The organism is Paenibacillus prosopidis (assembly GCF_003337375.1).
In the GTDB taxonomy this organism is placed as follows: Bacteria; Bacillota; Bacilli; order Paenibacillales; family Paenibacillaceae; genus Pristimantibacillus; species Pristimantibacillus prosopidis.
Map to the genome: position 1 here is coordinate 114,366 of NZ_QPJD01000005.1, position 23,533 is coordinate 137,898.

Genomic DNA, 23,533 nt, shown 5'->3' on the forward strand with positions numbered 1-23,533 from the left:
TTAAACCACCTTTCCCATCAAGTAAACGACGGTAAAAATGAATACCCAGACTACGTCGATAAAGTGCCAGTACATACTAGCTACATATACCTTTGGAGCGGTAACAACCGTTAAACCTTTTTTCATCAATTGCACAATGATTAATGAGATCCATAGGATACCGAAGGCAACGTGCGCGCCGTGGAAACCGACGAGCGTGTAGAACGAGGAGCTGAATGCACTCGTTGTAAAGCCGTGGCCTTCATGCACATAGTGGTAAAACTCATAAATCTCGAGACCAAGGAAGCCTGCTCCCAATATAACGGTAATGATCAGCCAATTAATTAACGCCTTCACTCGGTGAGTGTGGAGCGCATGAACAGCGAATACGCTAGTCAAGCTTGACGTTAACAGGAGAGCAGTTGCAAGAGCTACCAATGGAAGCTGGAACAGCTCATGCGCTGGAGGACCGTCAAGCACTTGGTGGCGAAGTGCCAGGAACGCTGAGAACAACGTTCCGAACAACACCGTCTCGCCGCCAAGGAATAACCAGAAGCCTAATACTTTATTGCGTCCCTCGAGGGTCGCCTTTTCGGGCTCATGAGGCAATTGCCCTTCTACATGCGAATGCGCGCTCATGCTTTCCCCCCCAAATCTCTTAGGATTTCATCTTCTTCAATGTGGAAGCCGTGATCATCGATTACGGAACGAAGGAACATACATCCGAACAAGATGAGCAAGCCTATAATACCCACTGCATAACCCGTTTTAAACCATCCGATCAGATTGCCCCAATCTGGAGCGTACATAAATCCTAAACCTGCGATGAACAAGCCGACACCCATAAAGAACGGCAGGATCGAAGGAGAAGGCATATGAATTGGACCAATTGGTTCAGCAGGCGTCATGCCGCTGTGACCGTCCATTTTTTCTTTCCAGTAAGCATCATATCCGCGTACAAGCGGCGTTTGAGCAAAGTTGTACTCAGGCGGCGGCGATGGAATCGTCCACTCTAGCGTACGTCCGTCTTCCCAAGGATCAGCAGGTGCATTCTTTGGTTTAAACGACGTTACGACAATGTTGAGCAGGAAGAAAATGGTACCGAAAGCCATGAGGATTGCGCCTACTGTACTAATCAAGTTCATTTCATTAAAGCCTAGACCGTCGAGATACGTCCAAATACGACGCGGCATCCCAAGCAAGCCTAGGAAATGTTGAATAAAGAACGTCAAGTGGAAACCGATAAAGAATGTCCAGAACGTCAGCTTACCGAGCGTTTCATTCAGTACGCGTCCGAACATTTTTGGCCACCAGTAGTGAAGACCAGAGAAAATACCGAGAATTAATCCGCCGACGATAACGTAGTGGAAATGTGCTACGACGAAGTAAGAATCGTGATACTGGAAGTCAGCAGGAGCTGCTGCCAGCATGACGCCGGTCACGCCGCCCATTACGAATGTCGGGACAAATCCTACCGCGAACAAATTCGCCGAAGTGAATGTAATGGAGCCGCCCCACAACGTAAACAGCCAGTTGAAAATTTTGATACCTGTCGGAACTGCAATAAGCATCGTTGCAATCGAGAACAGTGCGTTTGCTACCGGTCCTAGACCAACAGTGAACATGTGATGCGCCCAAACCATGAAGCCCAAGAAGCCGATCAGGATTGTAGCGAACACCATAGAGCTGTAACCGAACAACCGCTTACGCGAGAACGTGCTTATTACCTCGGAAATAACGCCGAAGGCCGGCAGGATGAGGATATAAACCTCAGGATGCCCGAATATCCAGAAAATATGCTCCCACAGTACCGCGTTACCGCCGCCTGAAGGATCAAAGAAGTTTGCGTCGAACAATCTGTCAAACATCAGTGCCGCAAGGCCGACTGCCAGAGCCGGGAATGCGAACAAGATAAGTGCCGACGTAATGAAGGCCGTCCATGTGAACATTGGCATCCGCATGAATGTCATGCCCGGAGCACGCATGTTAATGATGGTAACAAGGAAGTTAATACCCCCGATTAGTGTACCAATACCGGCTATCTGCAAGCCTAATACATAATAATCAATACCATGATCCGCGCTGTAGGTTTTACCAGCTAATGGAGCATATGCTGTCCAGCCCGCATCGGGAGCACCGCCCGCGAACCAACTGATATTAAGCAGTACGCCGCCGAACAAGAAAGTCCAGAAGCCTAATGAGTTAACGAATGGAAAGGCAACGTCGCGCGCGCCGATCTGAAGCGGAACGACCGCATTCATTAACGCGAAGATCAACGGCATGGCAGCCAGGAAGATCATGGTTGTACCGTGCATGGTAAGTAGTTCGTTAAATGTATCCGCGCTAACAAAGTCATTAAGCGGCTTCCATAATTGAATCCGAATCAATAACGCTTCCAAACCGCCGACTAGGAAGAAAAAACCGCCGGCGATCATATACAAAATCCCAATTTTCTTGTGGTCAACCGTTGTAAGCCAGTCCATTAGACCGCTGTAACGTTTGACCGTATGCGCATGAGCCAAAGTAGGTACCTCCTTCAATCACCGATAAATTATTGTTCGTAGTCGAGCTTCAATCCTGCTAAATATTTTGCAATACCTTCGAGTTCTTGTTCAGTTAGATCGATTTTGCCCATTTGGTTACCCGGCTTAATTTCATCCGGATTTTCAATCCAACGGTACAGATTCTCATAAACAGAACCTTCATTGTCGTATTGCGGATCATCGGTGTTAACAAGTATACCTCCGACAGTCTCACGGCTGCCGATACCAGTCAGGTTAGGATATGCCGGTCCGCCCAAGTCGCCGACAGCATGGCAGGAAAGACATTTGCTTTCGAATGCCGCAGCAATGGCAGGATCGCTTGGAAGAGCAACCGGCTCTTGAATCGCCGCTACCCAGCGGTCGAATGAAGACTCGTCCACTGATTTAACTTTAAAGTCCATCAACCCGTGCGAAGGTCCGCAAAGCTCGGCGCATTTGCCGAGGTAAACGCCTTCTTTTGGAGCTGAGAAATACATTGCATTTACGTTCGCGCCAGGGTTCGTATCGATTTTACCTGCAAGCGAGGGAATCCAGAATGAGTGAAGCACGTCAGCGGATTTCGCTTTGATAGAAATCGTCTTGCCTGTTGGAATAATAAGCTCCTGAGAAGTTTTGATACCGTAATCCGGGTATTCAAATTCCCACCAGTATTGATGTGAAGTCACGATAACTTGAACCGCATCCGGATCTTTGCTGTAGTCTTTCGCTAAATTAAATACGGATTGTACGGTTGGGACACCCAGAATGATAAGCATGATGATCGGAATTACCGTCCAAATGACCTCCAGCTTATGGTTTCCTTCGACTTGCTTCGGAATCGTTTTGTCACCCTTACGTCTGCGGAAACGAATAATTACATACAAAGAAATCGCAAATACGACAACAACCACGATCAACATGATTCCTATCGCCAGCTTCATCAGTCCGAATTGCTCTTCCGCTACAGGTCCCTGAGGATTCAGCGTCGACAAATCACTCCGTCCGCATGCCGACAGCACCAGCACCATCATGGCCATAAGCGGCGCAAGCCGTCTTACAAATTGCCACCGTTTCATCATTAATCAACCCCACTTTTGACGTTTTCGCAGCTGCCTGATTTCACGTGGCAAGGCGGCGGGCTGCGTGTTCACAGATGTTATTACAACTCCTGCAACTTAAATCACTTTATTAAATATAAAGTTGAAGACCCTATTTGTCAATGTTCCACAGAGAGTTCACAAATTGTTCTCAAAGCTGTCAAAAACGCACCGTTACAACGTTTTTAAGCTTCTTAAGCAGCAATGTCCTGCATGTCCCGAAGGCTTAATCTCTATCATACATTGTGCACCAAACCCATGGACAATTATGTATCCTGATTGAAACGTATATTTGCGCCGTCAAGGCAAAAGCTATAGCCATTATCGTGAATGGGGGTCCGTTCTTTATGGTTAAACGAATGGCCGCACTGCTGCTGTCTGCTGTTGTAATAACGGCATCTGCCGGCTGCAATTACAAAGAGCTCGTCCAAAAAAGCGACACCGATTATGGCAGCAGACGGGCCAATGATCCGAAGATGCTGGGTGCCAGGTCGTATGGCCCGATGTCGAATAATCCGAATCAGCATGATAATGCCTTCTTTGAATACAGCTCCGCAATCTCCCGCAAGGTTACGGACATGAACGGTATCGCCTCTGCCATCGTTATGCTTACGGATAAAAACGCATACGTTGGAATTATGCTTGATTGGACAGCAGTTGGTACCCGAGGCACAGGTGGTAATACCGAGCAAGATAACACAGGTACGAATGAAGGCGTCTATAATCGTGATACAGGAAGTCCATACGGCAATAGCAGGGCACTTGTATATCCGTATAACTCCTATTTCTCCGTGAATGACATAAACAACCTATCGGAAGAATTAAAACAGTCTGTAGCGCTTAAGGTTAGAAAAATGGCACCCGCCGTTCAAGAGGTGCATATTTCCGCCAACATGGAGCTCGTCAATTATTTCAATGAGTTTGCTAAGGAAGCTTGGGGAGGTCGTTCGTTAATGCCATGGATCGACCAATTCAATACGGTCGTGAAATACCATTTTGCCGGGGGAAAGGTCATGCCTCAGCCAATCACACAGCCAGGAACATATAGCCCTTCCGAGTCTCAATTTGATCAGTAAAAAAATCGCTTCTATTATATATAGCCAAAACAAAGGGGCACCTCCGAGGAAGTGCCCCTTTGTCCGTTATAATCATTCATTAATTAGCGCAGCGGAGCGAATTCACGAACTTCCGCTAATATAGCCTCCGTTTGAGCCAATACGTCATCCGTCAGTTTAAGCTCAACCGCCTTCACATTTTCTTCAATCTGCGATGGACGGCTGGAACCGATTATAGCTGAACTTACGCCGGGCTGGCGAAGCACCCACGCTAATGCGAATTGCGATAGCGAGGCGCCAATCCCGGCCGCAAGCTGCTCCAGCTTCTCAGCAACCTGCAGCACATCCTCGCGCATATAACTGTTAATGACGCCGTTCGTCTTGTCATTTGCAGCTCGGCTGTCTGTCGGTATTGCTTGTCCAGGCTTGTACTTACCAGTGAGGACCCCTTGAGCAAGCGGCGAGAAAACGACCTGCCCCATTCCTTCCCGCTCACTCGCCTGCAGCACATCCTCCCGTTCAATGTAACGCTCGAACATATTGTAGATCGGCTGATTGGATACGAGTGGACGTAATCCAAGTCTCTTGCTAATCGAAGCCGCATCGGCAATTTGTTCTGCGCTCCACTCGCTAATGCCCGTGTAAAGCACCTTACCCTGCGCCGTCAAATCGTCAAGAGCCCGCAGCGTTTCTTCAACCGGCGTCTCCGCATCGAAGCGATGGCATTGATACAAATCAATGTAGTCGGTTCCAAGCCGCTTTAGGCTGGCTTCACATTGCTCAATAATATGCTTTCGCGATAGTCCGCGCTCATTCGGGCCGGATCCCATTGCGAAAAATACTTTCGTTGCAAGCACGTAGCTGCTGCGAGTATACGATTTCAAAGCACTCCCCATTACTTTTTCCGCTTCTCCGTTATTATAGGCATTAGCCGTATCGAAAAAGTTAATGCCGAGATCGTACGCTTTATGTATGCATGCCTGCGCCGTTTCAGCAGCTGTTGCTGTTCCGTACGTCAGCCAGCTTCCAAGTCCGATTTCACTTACCTTCAAGCCGCTTTTGCCAAGTCTTCTATATTTCATCCGTATCGCTCCTCTATTTCATTTCCTTATCATCTCAATAGTAGTTTATAGCAGTTCATACGATAATTAAAGTAGTGAATGTTTTTTCATTTTATTATCTCAAATATATATACTATACTTATTGATAGTAGTATGAAGAGAGGAGTTAACCAAATGAGCGCACATAACTATATTCCGAAGGAACCTGTAACTATCGAATGCAATATTGAGAAAACATTAGATGTAATCGGAGGAAAGTGGGCATTTCTAGTCATCCGGGAGTTGTTTTGCGGAACTAAAAGATTCGGGGAATTGCAGCGGCTTATTCCTGCCGTCAGTCCGCGCGCGTTAACAAGCACGCTCCGTCATCTAGAGGATAAGGGCGTGCTTGAACGCAAAGTATTTCCGACTGTGCCGGTAACGGTTGAATATACGCTTACGCCAAAGGGCGAGGATTTACATCATATTTTGAAAGAGATGAAGCTTTGGTCGGCGAGGTGGACATAGAGACGAATATAGTTATCTTTTAGGTGATTGATCCGGGAGCGGCTTAAAACCGGTTTGAAACCTTTTTAAGGCAGACTGGTAAACGTTGCGATCCTTCTCGTTACGTGCCAGTCGCTCCAGGCGGATAAGCTCCGCCTCAAATTGCTCGGTCAAGATGGCAACGCGTTCACTAGGTTTCGATTGGATGCTCTCCGGGTAGTTATGCTCATCGCCTGTCTGCAGCGTCAAATGGCCTTCGCTATCGATTTGAGCGAGAAACACGTCATGTTTGTTATGCTTATTCCGCCTCAGCTCCTGCTCAAGCCACTCCTGGTCATAACCGGCTGTTTCCAGAACATCGTTCAGAATTTCACCGTCCATCATGACGGTTTGAGGCTCACGCTCCCGGCTTACATTCAAGCCGATCATATTCGGGGTGAGCGGCTGATGCTGCTTCTTCAGCAGTACGTTTATATCCCCGCTCGATTCCATGACGGCAAACTCCACGTCCGCAACACGAAATACATTCTTTTTACGCAGCTGCTCAAGCAGCTCATCGAGCGTTAGCCGTTCCTTAAGCAATTGCCTCTTCAGCAGCTGTCCATTTTTAATGAGGACCGTTCCTTTGCCGTCTACAAAGTCGCGAACCCTCTTGCTTTTCATCGTAAAAAATTCCATTCCAACCGATACGATTACCCAGATGGCTATCGAGACTAGTCCTAAATACCACAAATTATCAAGATCGAGCGACACATAAGCAGAAATATTACCGATGGATATGCCTGTTATGTACTCAAATAGAGACAGCTCAGATATTTGACGTTTGCCCAGCACTTTCGTAAATGCAAATAAAATGACGATAGCTGCTAACGTCCTAATGCTAATTTCCAGCCATGCCGGCACTTCCAACCCCCCTTTCCACTCCTATAATGTCCAGAAAGGTTAAAATCATTCGTTTTTCAAAAAGCTGTTGCATCTAACAAAATTATGTAGTATGATTATAGGAATGTATTATATTTAACCTCAGAAAATCCCCAGTAAGATTCGATGTCTCCCTCGGATTTTGATTTTTTTGCTGTTAATTCCCAATCATGTTTCATGCTGTATTTCTGATTCACACTGGCGCGGTCATCGGAGCCGCAAGGACGAAAGAGAGGCAGGGCTTTCGTTGTTTTAGGATGCGAGTTTTAGGCAACTTGGTACACATGTTTTTTGCTGTTAACAAGGGGATTCCATACGGCCTTTCGTTAAGTAAGGTCCGGTTAAATATACGATACAAACAAGGGCTGTCCCGTAAGCACATTCATGTGCTTGCGGGGCAGCCCAATCCATTTATATAAGGCTATTCATTTGGACATGCTCCTTCAGCAATATGTCCGGAACGGTTAATTTTTGTTTCCAGATAACGTTCATTGTACGCAGATTTATCTCCCCATAGCGCGATTCGGCCAACAACGTCTAACCCCGCAGCCTGCAGCGCATCCAGCTTCTTCGGGTTATTCGTAATTAAGGCGACCGGATTCGTTCGCAGCGACTTCAGCACACGAATGGCATCTCCATAATGCCGGGCGTCATCAACAAAACCAAGCTTCACGTTAGCGTCTACCGTATCGTATCCGCGCTCCTGCAGCAAGTAAGCCATCGCTTTGCTGAAAAGTCCAATGCCTCTTCCCTCATGATTCGCCAAATAAAATAACGCGCCTGCCCCTTTCTCCACGATCATTCGCATCGATTCATGCAGTTGAAAACCGCAGTCGCAACGTTTGCTTCCAAAAATATCGCCCGTATGGCAGATGCTGTGCATTCGTATCCAAGCTTCGTCCGCTTGTTCGAAATCACCGTACACGAGAACGCTGGACTGCTGCATTTCAGCAAGATTGACAGCAGACAGCTTCTCAATGATTTGTTCAGCTGCCTCCAGCCTTTCTTGGCATAAAAGCCAGCAATACCATTGAAAAACCGCTTCTCCTTCGTCCATATGGACCGGTAGCTGAATGGGGCCAACCAAATAAATAATACCTTTATCGCTGTCTATAACTTTAATTTTGTGATCGACGATCGAAACCGCTTCTGTATACATATGGCTTTGCTCCTGACCTGTTCATAATAGATTTATTGTCTATTATGTTCGTGAAGCAAATCGGCTATGCTTCGACTATCGGAACCTGAAGCTCATACATCATCCTCTAGTTTCATAGCTTGAGTTCTGGCGTAACCCCAGCATTTAACTGGCGATATATTTCAATAGGCAGCTTAGGGCTAAGTATCTTTGTAAGCGACGGCGTAGGCCCCACTTCTCTTTATACGCCAAGCTTCTTCTCCCGAATCTCAGTCATAACACCATCGGGAACACGTATGTTTACTTTCACATGCTCAGGATATGCAACCTCGAGCCTTATAGCAGTGCCTCCCCGCTCCAGCCGCCATGCAACGTCGATCCGTCCGCCGCCCGGATGCGGCACGCTTCCCATAGCCCAAGTTAGATGGCATAATACAGGAGCTATCTCGATTTCCGTCCAACCCGGCGTCAATGCGCGTACGCCTAACAGCTCTCGGCCAAGGAAATAGGCCGGAGCAGATGACCAAGCATGACAATGACTGCGCGTCAGCAAATCCTCTCTGGCACGGTTTTCAGAAAAGCTCGGATACATCTCCCAGCATGTTGTAGCCCCATTCTCGATCATTACGCCATAATTATGCCGTATGTCATCGACAATATTTTGAACTCTGCCGGACTTTGCAAGAGCCTCATAATAGAAGAACGACATAAACGGACTTCCGATTTGTACGAAATGCGCCGGCGGCTGCAGCATATAATTTGCAATCCGCTCTCCTCTCTCCCCTTGTGCGATTCCGGTCAGGCTGGCAACGACTTGCGTCTGCATGCTGCGCACTTCTGATCTACGCCCATCAGCGTGGATACAATCGATATACGCCTGCTGCTTCTCATCCCACAAATGGTCATTGATCGCACCCGCCAGCTTCTCCGCTTCCCCTTCAAGCCACTCAGCCCCAGCCGGGTCATCGGCCAAACGTCCAAGCTCGGCTGCGGTACGCAGCGTTTTGACAAGAAACATATTCTGATGCGCAACTATACCGTCACTAGGCTGATCGATCGGCGACCAGTCGAGAAAGTTCCACCCTTGAATGTTAAACAGCCCTTGATCGTCAATCTTCTCCACATAATGCTTCAATGTGAATTTAATATGCGCATATATCTCTACGGCAAATGCACGATCCCCTGTCTGCAAATAATACTCATGACAAGCGATAGCCCAGAAAAAAGTCCAGTTAGGAATGACGCTGTTCCAGGTGCTTGGTACCTGATTGACGAGCAGCGGCGTCTGTGACTTCGAGCCTGGAACAAGCCGCAGGCAGCGCTTTACAATGTCGTTAACTCCGTACAAATAGTTGCTGATAAGCGCTTCATTTCGGCTGTCTCCCACCCAGAACACCTGCTCATATGCCGGACAATCGACAAATGTATCCTCCATGCATAGCTTCGTGGTATGTTGACTTATTTGCCAAATATCATTAAGCAGCGGGTCCGAGCATTGAAACCTGCCGACCTCCGCCACCGGATAATTGCACTGCAAGCACGATATACCGTAAAACTTAACCGGCCTTGAGGCATTCCGAACCGTCACCATTTGGTAGCGGAAGCCGCGGCGAACCGGTGATACATATAGCTGTCTGCCCTGGCCGCATACGTATCGAATCGTATTATCAAGACCATACGTATCCTGCCGGAAGTTCTTATTCATATATTCAAAACCGTAGAAATCAATGATCGTACCCGCTTCCGCGTCCACCTCGAAAGTCAAATAGCCGGAATACTCTTTGCTAAAATCAATAATAAGCTCCGTATCGTATCCGGCCGTAAGCGGTATAATTCCAGCCTCTACGTTCGGTATAACCATATTTTGCAGCGTTGTCGGTATGGCAAGCTCCGTTTGCTCCTTCTTATACACGCTTAAACCGAATACGTCTGCTTCGCTCACATATTTGTCCGGAATTGGCTTCACCCAATCGGTGTATCGCTCCAGATCTGAGGCGCAAGCTACGGCATTGATTACCTCAAGATAGACAGAATGATTTCTGTTCAGTGGCAACACGCCCTGATGGTCAATATGAGTCACCGTTGCAAACGGCCCTATGGAACAAAAAACAGACTGTCCGTCCTTAGGCTCATCGTCTGCAACTTTCAAAGGCGAATAAAAGGCAAATGGCGTTTCGCAATATAACCCCAGATGAATGATACCGGGATGCGAATGACCGGATACGTCAAGAAGCAGAAGGTGCTCACCGGCCTGCAGCTCCAGTTCTGCATACCGTTCCGGCCCTTTGCCGCTAAACTCGGCCAGTACTTCACCATTTAAAGTAACCGCTGCTATACCTTCGCAGAACGGAGAGCCAAGAACAACACGCGAAGCTTGCTCCAACCGCAATACAGTCGCCGCGTATCCCATATATTCAATTCCGTTGGCATGATTCTCGCTGCCTTGCACCAAATGATGACGGATATCAATGGCAGCCGACCAATGAAATGATTTTACATAGCTAAGCGACTCCACGCGTAAAGGATAAACCTGCTCTTCCGTGAGCATCGGAATATCGCGAGGGATTAATGCTGTCCATGGACCATCGCCTACTCCGCCAATGATAACAGCATTCGCCCAGCTTTTATCGGCGAATTCCCGCTCCTTCCAGCTATCGTCCCACAATGAAGCATCAATATACTCAGAGAATGCCTGCTGGCATGACATACGTGTCGCACGCGGATGTTGGCCTAGATGACGAGATGTCAGCCAAGTTCCATCCGTAATTACAGCCCGCAGAACATTTCCGTCATCCGCCAGTAAATCCAGTTGTGCAAGCAGCCCGCCCCGTCCCCGGGTATAATAAAAAGTTGATATGCCAAAGTGCAGAACAAGTACAGCAATCGTATTAAGCTTGCCTGGCTGGAGCAGATGTCCTACCTCATATGTATCGTAGGATTGCTCGAAAGGCCATGAACGAACAGGTCCACGTCCTAATCTTTGACCATTGATATAAAGAACATATCTGGAATCCGCAGTCATGCGCAGCGATGCTTTTCCCCACTCCTCTACCGTTACAGTAAAGGTTTTGCGGAAGCAGTGCCACTCATTTCGGGGACTTTCCTCGCCCTCGGACCAAATCCAATTCGCTTGCCACCCGCTGTTCATTCCGGCATCCTTCCCTTCGTCTTATTCCCTTTGATTGTACAGCAGCTCCCGCGCAGCTTTATAGGTTGATTACGACAAATCTATAGGTGTAAAATGACATGGAGAAACTGTTGAATAAAGGGGGCCTTTTTCATATGAAAAAGAATGTCCAGCTTACGAAGGGGGAGCTATTTTTCAATAGCGGGCTTTCCATCTTTATTAACCGGGTCAGTGAACGATTCGATTTGCGTGAGCATGCTCATGATTTTGTGGAAATCTGCTATGTGTGGGAAGGAAGCGGCTTTCATTATATCGATGACAAAGTGCTGCGCGTAACAAAGGGGGATTTATTTCTCATTCCAATCGGAATTTCTCACGTATTCAGACCATCCTCATCAGCGGCTGACAATCAGCTTATCGTCGGCAACTGCATATTCGAGCAGTCCATCCTACATGCAATTGTAGAAACAATGCCGAATACAATAGGTTCTTACCGCTATGCTCATATCGGCTTGGAACAAACGCAGGGCTGGATTAAATTCCGTGAGCATACGAACGAATTCGGCAGCTTATTCGACCGTATGCTTCAGGAATACCGGCAAGCAAAACAGGGCTTTCAAACCATGCTGTTCGCCATGCTTTTAGAGCTGCTGCTTGTGCTGGAGCGACGGTTAGACAACAGCAGCCTTTATAGTTCCGATGAAACATCCGTTCGAGACGACCGTTTGGACGTCATCCTCCATTACATTCGAACACAGCTGCATGAGCCCATTACGCTTCGTGACGTATCGAGACATATCAAGCTCGGAGAGCGTCAGCTGCAGCGGCTGATCCGGACCTCGACAGGATTTACTTTTACGGGTTTGCTTCATAAGGAACGAATGGAGCGCAGCTGCTCGCTGCTCAAAGAAACGACCTACACTGCAGCACAAATAGCACAGCTCGTGGGCATACACGACATGAAGCATTTCCACCGCCTGTTTAAGAAGCTGACCGGAATGACCCCGATTGGGTTCCGCAAAGCAGCTGCATCCGCAAATTTAAAGCGCAGCTATTCCTCGTAGATCATCTTTCTCGTCATACCGCCATCAATCGTTATGTGGGTTCCGGTTACAAAATCATTACTAGGATCAGTTAAGTAGAGGCAAGCGCGAGCGATATCTTCCGGTCTTCCAACCCGCATCGCCGGATGCTGGCTGTGATCCTCTGTTCGCAGCTTGCTGTACTCGCCGGTCTCAATCCAGCCAGGGCAGATTGCGTTTACCGTAATACGATCTGGACCTAGCGAAACCGCCATTGCATGCGTCAGCGATAAAATCCCGCCTTTGGAAGCGGCATAAGCTTCCGAATTCGGCTCAGACATGAGCGCTCGTGTGGAGGAGATGTTCACGATCGCTCCGCCGCCGCCGGCACGCATAATTTTAGCCGCTTCACGCGAGCAGACGAACGTGCCTCTCAGATTCGTATTAACGACGCTGTCCCACTCATCGACCGATAAATCATAGGGTGACTTCCATATGCCGAATCCCGCATTGTTAATAACAATATCCAGCCGCCCCAGCATCAGTTCTACATCCAGCAGCATCTGTACGATCTCATCCGGCTTACTCATATCTGTAACAAAGGATAACGAGTCATAACCTGCCGTTTGCAGCTGCTTCCCCGTTTGCTCTAGTGCATCAGCATCTTTATCAACCAGGACAGGCGTTGCTCCTTGCTCGGCAAAAGCTGTCGCAAGCGTACGCCCAATCCCTGCGCCCGCACCTGTGATAAGCACAATTTTATCGTTATAAATTGATTGCAATTGTATTCCTCCTCTTTCTATTTCGCCTATCGAACGTCACTTCGCTAGTATGTCTTCCTCCCAAGTATTGAATTGTGAAAATTGTTTGTCAAGAAGTCTGAAAATTTGAACTATATATGCAAAATCGCGCAACTAGCCCTTGTCATAGGATGACAAAAAGCATATGATAAAAGCAAGAAAAGGTTGTGAATGTTTTCACATAATAGCTAAGATTGTGAAATAATTCACGAGGTAAAGCGAGGTTGCCAAATCAGCGCATACGCTTTACCCCCAATATAGGAGGCGTTTATAATGACGATGAAAATTGCTGTTGTTGGTTGCACACACGCCGGAACTGCTGCTGTTACACAAATGGCTAAACTTTATCCGGATGCCCAGATTACCGTATATGAAAGAAACGATAACATCTCGTTTCTATCGTGCGGCATCGCGCTGCATGTTGGCGGCGTCGTGAAGGATGCGGAGCAGCTGTTCTACGCATCGCCAGAGCAGTTAGCTGCGCTCGGAGTTAAGACCTATATGCTGCACGATGTATTGGCGGTTGATACAGATGCAAAAACGATTCGCGTTCGCAACCTCGTTACGGGAGATGAATTTGCCGATACGTTCGATAAGCTGGTGATGACGACCGGCTCGTGGCCGATCATACCGCAGATGGAAGGAATTAAGCTCGAAAACATCGTTCTCTGCAAAAACTACAACCATTCGCAGATGATTATCGAGAAAGCAAAGCTTGCGAACCGGATCGCCGTTATCGGCGCAGGATATATTGGAATTGAGCTTGTTGAAGCGTTCGAGCAGCTTGGGAAGCAGGTCACCTTAATCGATAATATGGAGCGCATTTTGTATAAATATTTAGACCGTGAATTTACCGATGTAACCGAGCAAGCCTTGATCGAAAAGGGCATTACCATTGCCGCTGGACAAACGGTCACTTCGTTCGGCGGAACGGATGGCCGGGTAAGTACCGTCTTCACGACCCATGGCGAATACGAAGCAGATCTCGTCGTGCTTTGCATCGGCTTCCGGCCAAACACTGAGCTGCTGAAGGGCCAAGTCGACATGCTCCCGAATGGGGCGATCATTGTCGATGATTACATGAGAACAAGCAAACCTGATGTATTCGCAGCAGGCGACAGCTGCGCTGTTCACTACAATCCAACTGGTCAAAATGCTTATATTCCGCTTGCCACAAACGCCGTTCGCATGGGTACGCTCGTTGCCAAAAACTTAAATAGGCCCACCGTTAAATATTTAGGCACACAGGGCACGTCGGGAATCAAAATATACGATTACAATATTGCGTCGACTGGATTAACGGAAACGGCCGCGCTTGCTGCGGGGATGAATGTGAAAAATGTCACAATCACTGAAAACTATCGTCCGGAGTTTATGCCTACCTACGAAAAGGTTACGCTGAAGGTCGTATATGAAGCGGACAGCGGCAGAATTGTAGGCGCTCAGGTGCTTTCGAAGGTCGATCTCACCCAGTCGATTAATACGCTCTCGGTATGTATTCAGAACGGAATGACGATGGATGAATTGAGCTATGTCGACTTCTTCTTCCAGCCGCACTACAACAAACCTTGGAATCTGCTTAACCAAGCAGGACTGCAGGCGGTTTTAATCTAGTTAATAAATCAGTCCGAATACTAACAGAGCCTTTTCGTCATGATTTAATAAACTTCTTTTTTCTCTCAATAGCTTAGGAGACTTAAAACAAGACAAATGAGCAGCGAAATATCGCTACTCATTTGTCAGTTGTTTTTTTCATTTTAAAAACGCTTAAACCGTATCCGCTGGCGGCTTGCCGAAATTCGGCGTACCGTCACTGTTCCATGTGAACACTTTAACGCGGGCGTGCCGATTCGGATCGAATAACGGATCACCTACGATTTCCTTGTAGCTGCGGGCATGGTAAACCAATATGTCCTGCCCGCCATCCTCCGATACCGTAAAGCTGTTGTGACCAGGTCCGTATTGGCTGTTTTCCGGGCAGCTTGTAAATACCGGAGCTTGCGATTTCACCCAGGATGCAGGATCTAACAAATCAGCAGCTTCCGAGGCCGTAAGCATGCCCATTGCATAATTGTGATCTGTAGCGCTTCCGGAATACGTCAGATAGATATAGCCGTTCCGCTTCAGTACGGCCGCGCCCTCATTAACCATATAGCCGATAACTTCCCAGTCGAGCTCAGGCTTCGTAATCATCACTTGCTTGCTTTTTAGCGTCCAAGGATTGCTCAACGTTGCAATGTACAAATTCGTATTGCCTTGAATGGCATGATCCTGCTGCGCCCATACTAAATATTGCTCACCGTTATGCTCAAAACTCGTTGCATCGAGAGAGAAGGAATCCCAATCCGTCACGATTTGTCCTTTCTCCGTCCAATTGCCTTCGAGCGGATTAGCCGATTCGTTTTCCAGCACATACATACGATGTTTGAACGGCTCATCCGCAGTGCCGGCTGCAAAATAGACATACCATTTGCCTGCTATATAATGAAGCTCCGGCGCCCAAATGTTTGCACTCATTGGACCCGCATCGTGCTTATACCAAACAACAACCTTCTCTGCACCCTCCAGTCCCTCTATCGTTCTCGATCTTCGCAGCTCAATTCGGTCATACTCAGGTACAGAGCCTGTGAAATAATAGTAGCCGTCCGTATGCTTCAAAACCCAAGGATCGGCGCGCTGCTCGATTAGCGGATTACGCAGCAGAATCTGCGACTGCTCAGATGTTTGTAAATTCATAATTCCTCTCAATCCTCCAACTTATTGTATAATGATGGTATACATTAATATATTTATAAATACATTAATATCGATAAATATATTTGTCAAGCAATCCGTTTACATATAAAATAATGAATAGTTAACTTTTGTTTTAGAGTGAGATCACCGAGTAACGGTGTAATCAGCCGGAAGAGGAGTGTTTCAATAAGGTTATCTCGATAACATTTTAATTAATTTAATGTGCGTTAATTTATATTGTTTAGACGTAAGCAGTTGCAATGTTAATTAGCAGAGCGGAGTGATATGATGAAGATTGATATTTCGGATACACACTTACCTATCTATGAGGCGCTGGCCAGCGATGTCAGGTTAAAAATTATTCAGCTGCTATCTCAGCAGGAAATGAATATTAAGGATCTCGCGCAAGCGCTCGAGTTAAGCAGTCCAATCATGACCATGCATGTTAAGAAGCTCGAAAGAGCCGGTCTGATCAGCTCTGAGATGGTAGCAAGCAGCAGCGGAACCAAAAAAATGTGCAAGCTTATTACCGACAGCATCGAGATTGATTTCCCTTCCAAAAATCGCCCTGCAGTTCGCACCTATCATGAATCGATTGTATCTGTCGGTCACTACACCGACTTCGATATCGAGCCAACCTGCGGGCTCGCTACAACGGTGAAGGTAATCGGCATGTTCGACGAACCGCGTTTTTTCCTTGATGCTGACCGCATCAATGCCAAAATATTATGGTTCAGCAGCGGCTTCATCGAATATAGGACCGCGAACTTTTTGCTTAAAAGCGAGAAGCCGACCGAGCTTGAAATATCATTCGAGATATCATCAGAAGCCCCGTTCGCTAACGAAAATTGGCCGTCGGACATTTCGTTCTACTTAAACGGCACCAAAGTCGGGATCTGGACCAGCCCGGGCGATTTCGGCGGTAAGCGCGGCAAGTTTACGCCTGATTGGTGGTGGGACGAAATCAACCAATACGGCCTGCTTAAAGTGCTCAAGATTACGCCGACCGGAACATTTATCGACGGCCAGAAAATTTCCGACGTTACACTTGATGATGTTGATATTTTGAACAAGCAGTGGAAATTTCGTATAGCCGTAGAGCCAGATGCTGAAAATGTAGGCGGCGTCACCTTGTTCGGCTCCGGCTTCGGCAACTATAACCAAGACATCGTCTTTAAACTCTATTATGAAAGAAACGAGTAGGAGCTTGCGGCGTAAGCCGCTTAACTCCTACCCGTCGCTTCATCCCACTATTCACCCGCGATACCTGAACGCTCTACGCTTTCCACGAAATATCGCTGCGTGAACATGTACAGGATAAGGACTGGCAATATCGTCAGCATGACGCCGGCCATAATCTGATTTTGCAGCGTCGGCGCCATTCCGAGCGTACCGGTCGATACCGAGCTTGCAGCCTGCTGAAGCTCCAAGTTAGCGTTGCCGTTGAAGAAAGCCATATTTTGCGCAAGGTTGAAATATTCAGGGACGAGAAGATACATATTCGGTTCAAACAAGTCATTCCAATGCCAGACGACCGAGAAAAGGAAGACGACCAGCATAGCAGGCTTGGCGAGCGGGAACATAATCATCCAGTACGTGCGGAACGCACCGGCACCGTCGATTCTGGCCGCTTCTTCAAGCACGTTTGGCAGCGTACGATAAAATTGAATGAATATAAGCACGAACAACGAGCCCTTAAGTCCATGTCCGAGCAATGCAGGAACCACGAACGGCAAATGCGTGTTTACCCAGCCCAGATCGAGGAAAAAGGTAAAGAGCGGCACAACGATCGTCTGCGGCGGCACCAGGAACGTAAATACGACCATCGCCAGAAACAGAGCTTGACCGGGGAACCGGTAACGCGCGAAGCCGTAGCCGACTATCGAGCAGCTAATGACTTGAAGAAAGGCACTGCCGAACGAAATAATAGAACTGTTCAGCAGCCCCGGCCAAAAATTGATTTCCTTAAGCGCAATGGAATAGTTCCTTAAGCTGAATTCCTTCGGAATCCATTGAATCGTAGCATCCGCCACATCCTCCGGTCTCATCAGCGATTTCGATACCATGTACAGCAGCGGATAGATGAATACGAACGCCAGGCTAAGAATGACTAAATAATAAAAAATCGTGCCGATGATGCCGCGACCGCGCTTAATCCACGTAACCTTCCAGACCTCTTCCGCTTTGCCCTGCAGGCCGGCATATTTCTCAGTCATACTCGGTGAACTCATGCCTTCTACCCCCTACCTTCGGTCGCTGACAAGCTTTTGCGGAAAATGAAGAACACTATCGCCAGCACAACCGATATCACAATAAAGTAAATCCATCCCATTGCCGAGCCGTACGCGTAATTGTTTGATTTAAAGACATTGTTCATAATGTGATTCATAATTTGATTGTCTGTTTTGGTGAACGAATTAACGACGCTGTACAGTGTGTTTACGAACAACATCGGCATAATCATCGGAAACGTAATTTTCCAGAAGCTCTCCCATTTCGTCGCGCCGTCGCATCTCGCCGCTTCATAGAGCGCCGGGGATATCGTCTGCAAGCCCGCGATAAAGATCAGTATTTGCACGCCGGAGTCCCACATGACTAACGTGAGCGAGTCGGCATATTCGAGAAGGGGCTCCAATATATCTTCCGGGATAAACGCATTCAGCTTACTAAAGAGGTCATATTGGTAAAAGATCGGGAGCTGGGCAGCTCCCTGCTCCAGCAATTCCCTTAAAATCGCTCCGGATGCAATAATGACCGGCAGGAAGAAGATACCGCGGAATAAAGTGCGTCCGGGAAAATGACGGTTAAGCAGCAAGGCGCTGAACATCGCAAAAATTAGAATGAGCGGTACCTGCGACAGCATCGTCGTCACTGTGCTTTGCAATAAAGGCACAAAATCGACATCAGTCGTAAAGGCTGCGCGATAGTGCGTCAAGCCGGCATACGATGCCTTCAAGCCTTCTTTCGAGGACTCAAGGTTGTTCAAAGAGAAATAGAGCGACTTGCCGAGCGGAATGACCATGAACAGCAAGAAGCCGATGATCCATATGGAAATGAACGAATAGCCTTCAAAGATGTGACGGCCTCTCATCGAGAGTCCTAATTTTTTGCCCATGCTCATTTCCCTCCGTTCTGCATGACGTAACCCGCTGCAGGAACAGAAATACCGTCAATGCTCGCTTGATCCGAGCCGTAATTGACAATGACCTTCGTTCCATTCGCATAAGTCGTTCTATATACGCTGCTGCCGAGCTGCTCATGATCGGCAATCGCTTGATTCGAAATCGCTGTATAAATCTGTTCCAGCTCCTTGTATTGCTTGGCTGCATCATCCAGCCATGTCGTATATTCCGAGCTCCACAACCGGTCTTCCATCGTTCTCTGGAGCTTCGTAGTAGGCTCATACGTTAACTCCAAGCTTGGCAATGCGCCGTATTCGACCATCCGAAGCAGCTCGTTCTGCGCATCGTTGCGTAAATTAATCGCATTCGCCGAGTAAGGCACCAGACCGCGAACTGCGATTTGGTAGAAAGGAACGGTTTCGTCATTGTAAATAAAGTGACTGGAATCAAGCGGCGCTTGACTGATGCCGTCGATATGTCCAAGCATGTAGGCAAATCCGTAATCGACTGACGCTCCCCCGGCAGCTTCCCGAACCGCATCTGCTGCGTTTACCCAAGCGGACGCCGTTTCACTGCGGGCCGTCAGCGACTTCGCATCGATATCGGAGTACAGCGTATCGCCCCAATACGCCAAATGAACGCCGGAAATGCCCAGCTTTGCGTAATCATCCAATTCTTTGTTCAAATGCTTGCTGATGACGCGCTCCGGTTTCATCCAATAGTAGAGCCTGCTGTCTCTGTTCCATCTGCTTCCAATGTAGTAATCCGTGCTTGGTGCGACTTCACGGTCCATGCCGCGAATCGCGTCTTTGTTCTTCTTCATGCCATCGCTTTCCGAGAATGCGCGGGCATAGTTCGCTTCCAGATACAGCGACACGCCTTTGTTTGCAGCATACGCGGCAAGCGCCTTCAGCTCCTTGGCTCCTCCAAGCTTCTTCTCGACGGGGAAATGATCCGGCTGGTCGCCGTACAGGCCGTCATCCGACCATCCGGAGAAGGTGAGCTCAAGATTGGCAATGCCTTTTTGCTGGAACGCATCGATAATTTCGCGCGCTTGATCGAATGTCGTCATGGATATAAACGTTTTGCCAAGCACTTCATCGCGAAGTATACCGCCCATCAGCTTCACCTTAAGCGGAACCGCTGCTTGCTCCACCGGCTTAACGCCTTGCTCTGCCTGCAAATATTTGCCGTACGCTTGGGCCATGCCGACGTAATCGGCGCGTTCATCCTGCAGCAGAACATAACGTGTCTGACGATCACCTTTGATCCAGTCGCCTTGGAAGAACGGGATTTCACCGGATGTACCGATAAAAATAACATCATTCCAGCGGTATACGAATTCGGTAGACGTCCGGTAATAGGGAATGGCACGAATGCCTGACGGCGTGCCGTTTACTTTCGCATCGTATTGTCCTTGTGTAACGATTCCAAGAGAGCCGACGCCGTTGCGGTAATTGCCGAATACCGGCAGCGCGATTTTCTCCTTCGGCGCCAGACGCTGTCTCCACATCTGGTCGATGTTCTCGTGCGACTGCGTTACGTACGCAGGGTCCGCACCGTAAATCATTTCCGAGTATCCCGCAAAAAACTGCGGATGGCTTGCTCTATACTTCATGAGCGCGCCCGAACCGTCCGGAAGAAAGATCGCGCCTTCTTCCTTATCCGAAGCGGCGTTCCAGAACGGAAGCGGTTCGATGCTCACGAACTTCGCCTTACCGCCTTCTTTAATGGATGCCTCGGGAATCGTTAGTTCGAAGCCGTCTTCAAGCAAGCGGTACTCCATAGCGAATTCAAGCTTTTCCTTCACAAACTGGAACGTTACTTTCGCACCGTTCTCGATGGACTCGATCTTCAGCTTGTTAGTTTTTTCCTTCGTCAAATACGTTTGAACGGTATCCGAGCCTTCCGTATACTTTATGTGTACGGCTGCGTCCATAAACTTCTTGTTGTTCGGCATCGTTGTTCTAGGCAGCTGCGGCGTACCGAGCCATTCCGCTTTCGTCTTCCTGTCGACTAACCGGACATTCCCCGTCTTCTCATCGATATACATCTCATAGCTGTCGTTCTCAGCGATTTGCTTAACGGCGGACACCGGATATAATTTCACTTCGCCTGCAGCTGCGGGCTCCGCAGCTTCCGTAGAAGCAGCCTCTTCCGTTTTTTCGCCTTCGGCAACTGCCGTATCCGTCCCAGATTCTGTGACTGTACTGCTTTCTGACGTTTCCGTCTTACTATTGCCAGTGTCTTCCTCCGCCTGAACCTGGATATTGCCTTCCGCGGTCCCGAAGTGAGGGAATATGCTGACAACGAGCAGCAATGCCGCAATAATGAGCCATTTCCGTTGTTTCCTCATCTCGTTCACCTACCTTCGGAAGTTTAATTCTTTGATCATGTCTACAACAAAGTTAATGAGCTGGTTCATCAAGCCGAACATCAATATGCCAATGAACCACATGATTAAGATGCCGATAATACTCAGTACCGTAATCCACGCCATCTTCACAAGCTCAAAGTCATGAATGATTTTCACCTTCAGAAGGAGCAGCCAACCGACCCAGTAAATGGTAAAGTTAATAAGGAAAGAGTAAATCGAGCTTTCATCCAATGCCAACACATTTGTCAGCAGCGTAATTGGAACGATAAATATGGCGTAAGGTACAAGCGCAAATGCACTGCCTACAAATACTTCCTTAAATTTTCCTTCGCCCTCGAGAATCGCGCTGACGCCCCAATTCGATACCGTCCACGTCAGCCAAGGCACGACGAGCCAAATGAACTCGTGCAGGAAGGAAATCTCATGCGGCTCTCTCTTCTCGAACGCATAGCCCGTTATTAAAATGGCTATCATTCTCGCGAGGTAAGCAAATGCTACAACAAACAGCGCTTGCCCCCATTTAATACGTCCTTGCTCTTGAATATCATGATAAAAATCAATCGGGTGCACGAGCACCTGCCGCATCATCCTAAACGTTGCGATCATGGGGCACCCCTCCCTTTATTCGTTCCGTTCTTGCCGTATTACGGGATGACCATAACGCGGGCAGCCTTCTCCACAAGAAAGGAATGATATAACGCAATAGGATAATAATCGTAATAATCGCCAAGCATATCCAAGCAAAGTGCTCGCGAATATATTCCTTTCTGTATTCCTTGAATGCATTGGAATAGTCAGTGCGGGATCTTGCCAGCTCAAAATAATGCATCGCCTCTTTATAACTTTCAGCTTTGTATAGCGATTTTCCGATTGCAAGGTACGCCAGTTCAAAGTTTCCGTTCAGATGCAGCACTTCGTTCCACATGCCTTCAGCCTCTTTGTACCGCCCGTCAACGAATAATTTTGAAGCGTCATGCACCAAATCTGCAAAAGGCGTCGTACGGAACAAGTCGATACGATTGCGCCCTTTGTCCACGACATAAACGGTGCCGTCAGAAGACTGCGCCAGGCTTGACGGAGTGACGAACAAACCGTTCTGTTCGCCGAGACCGCCGAATACAAATAAGAAGTTTCCGAGCTTATCGTATTGGTACACCTTGCTGGATTGCAGATCAAGCGCGGTAATAACGCCGTCTTTATCCACTGCAAGATCAAGGAATGATGGAACCTCGAACGGACCTGCATCAAAACGTCCGCCGTATCTTCTTTCCCCGATATTAAGCGTATCAACGCCTACCGGCGATAGCCGCTTTAATTGATTCGTCTCTGTCCCGAGCGTCGTCGTGTAAATAAAGCCTTCCGCATCCTGCACAGCGTTGGAAAATTCGAGCGGCTTCACAACGGACAGCTTTGCCTTCTGCTCATCTGTCGCAACAAGCTTGACGAACAACCTGCTCCAGCTGAAGCCGACATGGTTCGCTCCGTAGAACCCTTTAAATTGTCCATTCGGATCAATTTGGATGAGCCCCTGCGTATTTCCGTCACTTACGACAAACATATAATTCCGTTTATCGACGAGCAATTTCGACGGTGAATAGGAGAAAGTCGCCCCAAGCAGCGGGTTTTCGGGCTTACCGAACTGCTTAATGAATTTGCCGTCTTTATCATAAATCGCGATTCGCTGGTTTTTCGTATCGGCGACATAGATAGTGCCGTCCTGCTTGACGAAAACACCTTTCGGCTCGTTCAGCTTGCCGTCGCCCTCTTCATCCCCGATGATGTTCACCACTTCGTGATTCGCATTTAATTGAACGACACGGCTGTTGCCGGTATCGACAACATAAATCGTCCCGTCATCAGCGAGAAATACATCCTCCGGGGCATTGAACGGACCCGACGGCAGGTTGTAGCCATCGATGGAGCTTTCATAGATATATCCGTTAATAGAATGAACGTCCTCGCCCAGATTGTTTATCGTATACCCCTCATAAGGAGTCGCTGCGAATGCTTGAGCCGGTAAAGCTGTAACTACCATCAGTAAAGCGATTGCCATACTGACAACGAATCGGAATATCGAAACCTGCTTCATC

The 23,533-nt window shown here is 48.0% G+C and carries 19 protein-coding genes; 5 read left to right on the top strand and 14 right to left on the bottom strand.

Annotated elements, in window-relative coordinates; translation table 11 throughout:
• From DFP97_RS09050 to coxB, 3 genes are read right to left on the bottom strand one after another with little or no spacing between them, the layout of a single operon-like run.
• The gene (locus DFP97_RS09050; RefSeq protein ID WP_114379679.1) at positions 1 to 618 is read right to left on the bottom strand and encodes a cytochrome (ubi)quinol oxidase subunit III; all 618 of its coding nucleotides are present in this window, start codon (positions 616 to 618) and stop codon (positions 1 to 3) included.
• Positions 615 to 2,501 (bottom strand): cytochrome c oxidase subunit I, encoded by a 1,887-nt coding sequence (gene ctaD / locus DFP97_RS09055; RefSeq protein WP_245976036.1) that lies wholly within the window; start codon positions 2,499 to 2,501, stop codon positions 615 to 617. Before ctaD ends, DFP97_RS09050 begins: the two co-directional genes overlap by 4 nt.
• A gap of 29 nt (positions 2,502 to 2,530) precedes the next feature.
• On the bottom strand, positions 2,531 to 3,580 hold the full coding sequence (gene coxB / locus DFP97_RS09060) for a cytochrome c oxidase subunit II (RefSeq protein ID WP_114379680.1): 1,050 nt from the start codon (positions 3,578 to 3,580) through the stop codon (positions 2,531 to 2,533).
• A 365-nt stretch (positions 3,581 to 3,945) separates the two neighbouring features.
• Between coxB and DFP97_RS09065 the strand changes: the two genes are divergently transcribed.
• Positions 3,946 to 4,674: a YhcN/YlaJ family sporulation lipoprotein gene (locus DFP97_RS09065; protein WP_114379681.1), complete on the top strand. Its 729-nt coding sequence runs from the start codon at positions 3,946 to 3,948 to the stop codon at positions 4,672 to 4,674.
• A gap of 83 nt (positions 4,675 to 4,757) precedes the next feature.
• Here DFP97_RS09065 and DFP97_RS09070 read toward each other — a convergent pair whose 3' ends face one another.
• On the bottom strand, positions 4,758 to 5,735 hold the full coding sequence (locus DFP97_RS09070) for an aldo/keto reductase family protein (protein WP_114379682.1): 978 nt from the start codon (positions 5,733 to 5,735) through the stop codon (positions 4,758 to 4,760).
• 153 nt (positions 5,736 to 5,888) lie between these two features.
• Between DFP97_RS09070 and DFP97_RS09075 the strand changes: the two genes are divergently transcribed.
• A complete protein-coding gene (locus DFP97_RS09075; RefSeq protein WP_114379683.1) occupies positions 5,889 to 6,221 on the top strand; it encodes a winged helix-turn-helix transcriptional regulator in 333 nt (110 codons plus the stop codon).
• 12 nt (positions 6,222 to 6,233) lie between these two features.
• Here the strand turns inward: DFP97_RS09075 and DFP97_RS09080 are convergent, their stop codons facing one another.
• From DFP97_RS09080 to DFP97_RS09090, 3 genes are all read right to left on the bottom strand, one after another.
• Positions 6,234 to 7,103, bottom strand: coding sequence for a DUF421 domain-containing protein (locus DFP97_RS09080; RefSeq protein WP_114379684.1), 870 nt, complete (start codon positions 7,101 to 7,103; stop codon positions 6,234 to 6,236).
• Positions 7,104 to 7,542: 439 nt separating this feature from the next.
• The gene (locus DFP97_RS09085; RefSeq protein ID WP_114379685.1) at positions 7,543 to 8,280 is read right to left on the bottom strand and encodes a GTP cyclohydrolase II; all 738 of its coding nucleotides are present in this window, start codon (positions 8,278 to 8,280) and stop codon (positions 7,543 to 7,545) included.
• A 220-nt stretch (positions 8,281 to 8,500) separates the two neighbouring features.
• Complete coding sequence (locus DFP97_RS09090; RefSeq protein ID WP_114379686.1) at positions 8,501 to 11,407, bottom strand: family 78 glycoside hydrolase catalytic domain; 2,907 nt, start codon at positions 11,405 to 11,407, stop codon at positions 8,501 to 8,503.
• 134 nt (positions 11,408 to 11,541) lie between these two features.
• Between DFP97_RS09090 and DFP97_RS09095 the strand changes: the two genes are divergently transcribed.
• Positions 11,542 to 12,450: an AraC family transcriptional regulator gene (locus DFP97_RS09095; RefSeq protein WP_181873424.1), complete on the top strand. Its 909-nt coding sequence runs from the start codon at positions 11,542 to 11,544 to the stop codon at positions 12,448 to 12,450.
• Here DFP97_RS09095 and DFP97_RS09100 read toward each other — a convergent pair.
• A complete protein-coding gene (locus tag DFP97_RS09100; RefSeq protein WP_425453509.1) occupies positions 12,438 to 13,190 on the bottom strand; it encodes an SDR family NAD(P)-dependent oxidoreductase in 753 nt (250 codons plus the stop codon). The genes DFP97_RS09095 and DFP97_RS09100 overlap by 13 nt on opposite strands.
• A 297-nt stretch (positions 13,191 to 13,487) precedes the next feature.
• Between DFP97_RS09100 and DFP97_RS09105 the strand changes: the two genes are divergently transcribed.
• Positions 13,488 to 14,822: an FAD-dependent oxidoreductase gene (locus tag DFP97_RS09105; protein WP_114379918.1), complete on the top strand. Its 1,335-nt coding sequence runs from the start codon at positions 13,488 to 13,490 to the stop codon at positions 14,820 to 14,822.
• Between the two features lie 153 nt (positions 14,823 to 14,975).
• On the opposite strand, the gene DFP97_RS09110 is transcribed toward DFP97_RS09105, so the two are convergent.
• A complete protein-coding gene (locus tag DFP97_RS09110) occupies positions 14,976 to 15,944 on the bottom strand; it encodes a glycoside hydrolase family 43 protein (RefSeq protein ID WP_114379688.1) in 969 nt (322 codons plus the stop codon).
• A 288-nt stretch (positions 15,945 to 16,232) separates the two neighbouring features.
• Here DFP97_RS09110 and DFP97_RS09115 point away from each other — a divergent pair, with 288 nt between their 5' ends.
• Complete coding sequence (locus DFP97_RS09115; RefSeq protein ID WP_114379689.1) at positions 16,233 to 17,147, top strand: ArsR/SmtB family transcription factor; 915 nt, start codon at positions 16,233 to 16,235, stop codon at positions 17,145 to 17,147.
• Between the two features lie 47 nt (positions 17,148 to 17,194).
• Here DFP97_RS09115 and DFP97_RS09120 read toward each other — a convergent pair whose 3' ends face one another.
• Genes DFP97_RS09120 through DFP97_RS09140 form a run of 5 tightly spaced genes read right to left on the bottom strand, consistent with a single transcriptional unit; the run spans position 17,195 to position 23,532 of the window.
• Positions 17,195 to 18,175, bottom strand: a complete 981-nt coding sequence (locus DFP97_RS09120; RefSeq protein WP_114379690.1) for a carbohydrate ABC transporter permease — start codon at positions 18,173 to 18,175, stop codon at positions 17,195 to 17,197.
• A gap of 5 nt (positions 18,176 to 18,180) precedes the next feature.
• Positions 18,181 to 19,059: a carbohydrate ABC transporter permease gene (locus DFP97_RS09125; RefSeq protein WP_181873425.1), complete on the bottom strand. Its 879-nt coding sequence runs from the start codon at positions 19,057 to 19,059 to the stop codon at positions 18,181 to 18,183.
• A 2-nt stretch (positions 19,060 to 19,061) separates the two neighbouring features.
• Entirely contained in the window at positions 19,062 to 21,422 is a 2,361-nt protein-coding gene (locus DFP97_RS09130) for a DUF5696 domain-containing protein (RefSeq protein ID WP_114379692.1), read from the bottom strand.
• Positions 21,423 to 21,431: 9 nt separating this feature from the next.
• Positions 21,432 to 22,049 carry a YIP1 family protein gene (locus tag DFP97_RS09135; RefSeq protein WP_114379693.1) on the bottom strand — a complete coding sequence of 206 codons (618 nt, stop codon included), beginning with the start codon at positions 22,047 to 22,049 and terminating at the stop codon, positions 21,432 to 21,434.
• The gene (locus DFP97_RS09140; protein ID WP_114379694.1) at positions 22,033 to 23,532 is read right to left on the bottom strand and encodes an NHL repeat-containing protein; all 1,500 of its coding nucleotides are present in this window, start codon (positions 23,530 to 23,532) and stop codon (positions 22,033 to 22,035) included. The genes DFP97_RS09135 and DFP97_RS09140 overlap by 17 nt, the downstream gene beginning before the upstream one ends.
• Position 23,533: the final 1 nt, after the last annotated feature.